Source organism: Streptomyces hirsutus (genome assembly GCF_001418415.1).
In the GTDB taxonomy this organism is placed as follows: domain Bacteria; phylum Actinomycetota; class Actinomycetes; order Streptomycetales; family Streptomycetaceae; genus Streptomyces; species Streptomyces hirsutus.
The window spans coordinates 1-3,917 of record NZ_LIQT01000367.1; the positions used below are offsets into that span (position 1 = coordinate 1).

General features: G+C 72.8%; 4 protein-coding genes. 2 read left to right on the forward strand and 2 right to left on the reverse strand.

Going from position 1 to position 3,917, the window contains the following annotated elements:
• Nucleotides 1–37 precede the first annotated feature (37 nt).
• Nucleotides 38–796, reverse strand: a complete 759-nt coding sequence (locus tag AOK11_RS26115) for an LOG family protein (RefSeq protein WP_055596171.1) — start codon at nt 794–796, stop codon at nt 38–40.
• A gap of 157 nt (nt 797–953) precedes the next feature.
• On the reverse strand, nt 954–2,033 hold the full coding sequence (gene dapE / locus AOK11_RS26120; protein WP_055596172.1) for a succinyl-diaminopimelate desuccinylase: 1,080 nt from the start codon (nt 2,031–2,033) through the stop codon (nt 954–956).
• A gap of 81 nt (nt 2,034–2,114) precedes the next feature.
• Here dapE and AOK11_RS26125 point away from each other — a divergent pair, with 81 nt between their 5' ends.
• Together AOK11_RS26125 and AOK11_RS26130 are read left to right on the forward strand one after the other, a co-directional pair.
• Nucleotides 2,115–3,137: a VldE C-terminal domain-containing protein gene (locus tag AOK11_RS26125; protein WP_079035091.1), complete on the forward strand. Its 1,023-nt coding sequence runs from the start codon at nt 2,115–2,117 to the stop codon at nt 3,135–3,137.
• A 390-nt stretch (nt 3,138–3,527) separates the two neighbouring features.
• Nucleotides 3,528–3,875 carry a hypothetical protein gene (locus tag AOK11_RS26130; protein WP_055596174.1) on the forward strand — a complete coding sequence of 116 codons (348 nt, stop codon included), beginning with the start codon at nt 3,528–3,530 and terminating at the stop codon, nt 3,873–3,875.
• Nucleotides 3,876–3,917 lie beyond the last annotated feature (42 nt).

Consider the following 3,917-nt stretch of genomic DNA (forward strand, 5'->3'; position numbering starts at 1 on the left):
GGGGGGGTGGGAGGTCAGTGGGCCGGGAGTCGTCGGGTCAGCGGCCCGCTTCCTTGGACACCAGGGCCACCGCTTCGTCCACGTCGTCCGTGACGTGGAAGAGGAGGAGGTCCTTCTCAGCCGCCTTGCCCTGGGCGATGACCGTGCTGCGCAGCCAGTCGACCAGGCCGCCCCAGTACGCGGTGCCGAACAGGACGATGGGGAACTGGGTGATCTTCTGCGTCTGGACCAGGGTCAGCGCCTCGAAGAGTTCGTCGAGGGTGCCGAGGCCGCCGGGCAGGACGACGAAGCCCTGCGAGTACTTGACGAACATCAGCTTGCGGACGAAGAAGTACCGGAAGTTCAGGCCGATGTCGACGTAGCTGTTGAGCCCCTGCTCGAAGGGCAGCTCGATGCCGAGGCCGACCGAGACGCCGCCGGCCTCGCAGGCGCCCTTGTTGGCCGCCTCCATCGCGCCGGGGCCGCCGCCGGTGATGACGGCGAAGTTCGCCTCGACCAGGCCCCGGCCCAGCCGGACGCCGGTGTCGTACTCCGGCGAGTCCACCGGTGTGCGTGCCGAGCCGAAGACGCTGATGGCGGGGGGCAGCTCGGCGAGGGTGCCGAACCCCTCGATGAACTCCCCCTGGATGCGCAGCACCCGCCAGGGGTCGGTGTGCACCCAGTCCGAGGGGGCACGCCCGTCCAGCAGCCGCTGGTCCGTGGTGCCCGCCTGGACCTGGTCCCGCCTGCGGAGCACCGGGCCCAGCCGCTGCTCCTCCGGTGGGACCTGCTTGCCCTCGGGGTTGCCAGTAGCCATGTGTGCTCCCTCCGTTCGCGGTCTCCCCGGCTCGGGAGATCGCCGAGATTCCGGGGAGAGGTCGTTCCACCTCAGCGTAGATCCACGCGGGTTACGTCTGGGGGACGTCAGCATGTCCGCAGGACAGCGTTCCAAACGCCTCCTCGGGGTGGCGTGCTCACGCGGTCAGCCAGGACCGCAGTCGCTCCTCCCCCGCGAGGATCTTCGCCGTCTCGACGCGTTCGTCCCGCTTGTGCGCCAAGTGCGGGTTGCCGGGGCCGTAGTTGACCGCCGGGATGCCGAGCGCGGAGAAGCGGGAGACGTCCGTCCACCCGTACTTGGGCTGGGGGGTGCCGCCGACCGCCTCGATGAAGGCGGCCGCGGCCGGGTGGGACAGGCCGGGCAGGGCCGCGCCGCTGTGGTCGTCGACGACGAACTCGCTCACGCCGCAGTCCGCGAAGACCTCGCGGACGTGGGCGAGGGCCTCGGCCTCGGAGCGGTCGGGGGCGTAGCGGAAGTTGACGGTGACGACGCACTCGTCGGGGATGACGTTGCCGGCGACGCCCCCGGAGATGCCCACCGCGTTCAGGCCCTCGCGGTACTCCAGGCCGTCGATCACCGGGTGGCGCGGCTCGTAGGAGGCGAGGCGGGCGAGGACGGGGGACGCCGCGTGGATCGCGTTGGAGCCCATCCAGCTCCGCGCGGAGTGGGCGCGCTCGCCGGTGGTCTTCAGCAGCACCCGGAGCGTGCCCTGGCAGCCGCCCTCGACCTGGCCGTCGGAGGGCTCGAGGAGGACCGCGAAGTCGCCCTCCAGCCAGTCGGGGTGCTGTTCGGCGACGTGCTTGAGGCCGTTGAGGTCCGCGTCGACCTCCTCGTTGTCGTAGAAGACGAAGGTGAGGTCCCGGTTGGGGGCGGGGACGGTGGCCGCGATGCGCAGCTGGACGGCCACGCCCGCCTTCATGTCGCAGGTGCCGCAGCCCCACAGCACGCCGTCCTCGTCGAGCCGGGAGGGGACGTTGTCCGCGATCGGGACCGTGTCGATGTGACCGGCGAGGATCACGCGCTCCTCGCGCCCCAGGTTCGTACGGGCCACGACGTTGTTGCCGTACCGGTCGACCGTGAGGTGCGGCAGGGTGCGCAGGACGGATTCGATCGCGTCCGCGAGCGGCTTCTCGGTGCCGCTGACGGAGGGGAAGTCGACGAGCCGCGCGGTCAGGCGTGCCGCGTCCGAAGTGAGGTCAAGCGGTGTATCGGCCATGCCGACGACCCTAACCCGCTGGTCCGGGCACACTGTCCACACCCGGCACACACGGCTCCTACTCTCCAGTACCTTGTACGCGTGTCAGAGCCACCACTTCCTTCCAAGCGTCGGGGCCGCTTCTTCCGCTTCGGAGCGGCCTCCGTGGTACTTCTCGGGGTCGCCGGCTACCTGGTGGTCCGGTACGACATGGGCGGCGGGACGAGCGGGCCGGGCTGCCGGGTCGTGTCCGGCAAGGACGACGGGGCCACGTACGCGTTCACGCCCGAGCAGGCGGGGAACGCGGCGACGATCGCCGCCGCGGGCACCGTGCGCGACCTGCCCGAGCGGGCCGTGACGATCGCGCTGGCGACGGCCCTCCAGGAGTCGGCGCTGCGCAACATCGACTACGGGGACCGTGACTCGCTCGGCCTCTTCCAGCAGCGGCCCTCGCAGGGCTGGGGCACGCCGGAGGAGATCATGGACCCGGCGTACTCGGCGGGGAAGTTCTACGACGGCCTGAAGGAGGTGCCGGGGTACACCCGGCTTCCGCTCACCGTCGCCGCCCAGCGGGTGCAGCTCAGCGGCTTCCCGCAGGCGTACGCCAAGCACGAGCCGGACGCCACCCTGCTGGCCGCCGCTCTCACCGGCAGCTCGGAGGCCACGCTGACCTGCGACGGCCGTCCGGCGGCGACCCGCGCGGCGGGGACGGACGCGGTACGTGACGCGCTGGCCCGGGACTTCGGGCGGGACGCCCTGAAACCGGCCGGCGCCGCGGTCGGCGACGCGGCGGGCTCCGCATCCTCCGCTCCCCGAAACGGCGGCTCCGGCTCCAACGCCGGCTCCGACGCCGGCTCCGACGGGCGGACCGTGACGCTGCCGGTGTCCACCGAGGCGGACCCGGGCCGGAAGGCCAGGGCGCAGGGCTGGCAGCTCGCGCACTGGGCCGTGGCCAACGCCTCCGAGCTGCACATAGAGCGGGTGGCGTACGCGGGGCGGGAGTGGACCGCCGGGGACGGCGGCGGCCGGTGGACCCCGGTCGGCGGCGAGGACGACGGGGACGGCAAGAACTCCGCGGGCGCGGACGGCGGCGCGGACGCGGTCCGGATCACGACCGCGCCATAGACCGCACGGCAGCCCGCGCGGCAGCCCGCACAGCCCTCCGCACGGTTGCCCGATGGCTCACCCCCGGGGGTTGCCCTGAGGGCCCGGCTGTTGACGAGGTGAGCGGGTTTACGCGTCCTCGCCCCCGGTTCGGCGTACTCCTTGGGGCTCGGGCGCTGTAACCATTCGGCAGCCCGTCGAACGGTGTACCGTTCATCCGCTTTTCGGCGTAACCGATCATGCGACGCATTGCCCATTCTTTACGCCGCCCCACCGCAACCTTCCCGGTCTTCGAGCGGTATTCACTGCGTCCGGGTCCGGCGCCCGCTCACCGGAGACCCATCGGATCGACGTGGATCGACCACCGGATCCGGCCGGACGTTCACCGTTCTCTCCCGCCGAAGGAGCACCATGTCCCTCCCCCTGACCCGTCGGATCGCCCGTGCCGCGCTGCTCGTCGCCGCCGGAGCAGCCGCCGGGGTCGGTGCGGCCGGTTCCGCCACCGCGGCCCCCGAGCTGCCGGCCACCCCGAGCGTCGGCGGTCTGACCGTCCTGGACCAGGCCGGCGCGACCGGCACCGTGGACGACGCGACGCACGCCGTCACCGAGACCGCGGGCGGCACCGGTGGCCGGGCGCTCGGGCAGGCCGCGCCGGTGGCGGCCCAGGCCGCCGAGGGCACGTTGCCGACCGACGCCGTCCCGCTGGACGGCGTGCAGACCGCCCGGACCCTCCCGGCCCCGGCGCTGCCGCTCGGCTGAACCGCCCGGATCGGCCCGGCCGCACGGACGCCGACGGGGCCC

Excerpts from the sequence above, each read along its gene's own strand:
- AOK11_RS26115 (WP_055596171.1), bottom strand. The coding sequence starts at position 796 with ATGGCTACTGGCAACCCCGAGGGCAAGCAGGTCCCACCGGAGGAGCAG.
- dapE (WP_055596172.1), bottom strand. The coding sequence starts at position 2,033 with ATGGCCGATACACCGCTTGACCTCACTTCGGACGCGGCACGCCTGACC.
- AOK11_RS26130 (WP_055596174.1), top strand. The coding sequence starts at position 3,528 with ATGTCCCTCCCCCTGACCCGTCGGATCGCCCGTGCCGCGCTGCTCGTC.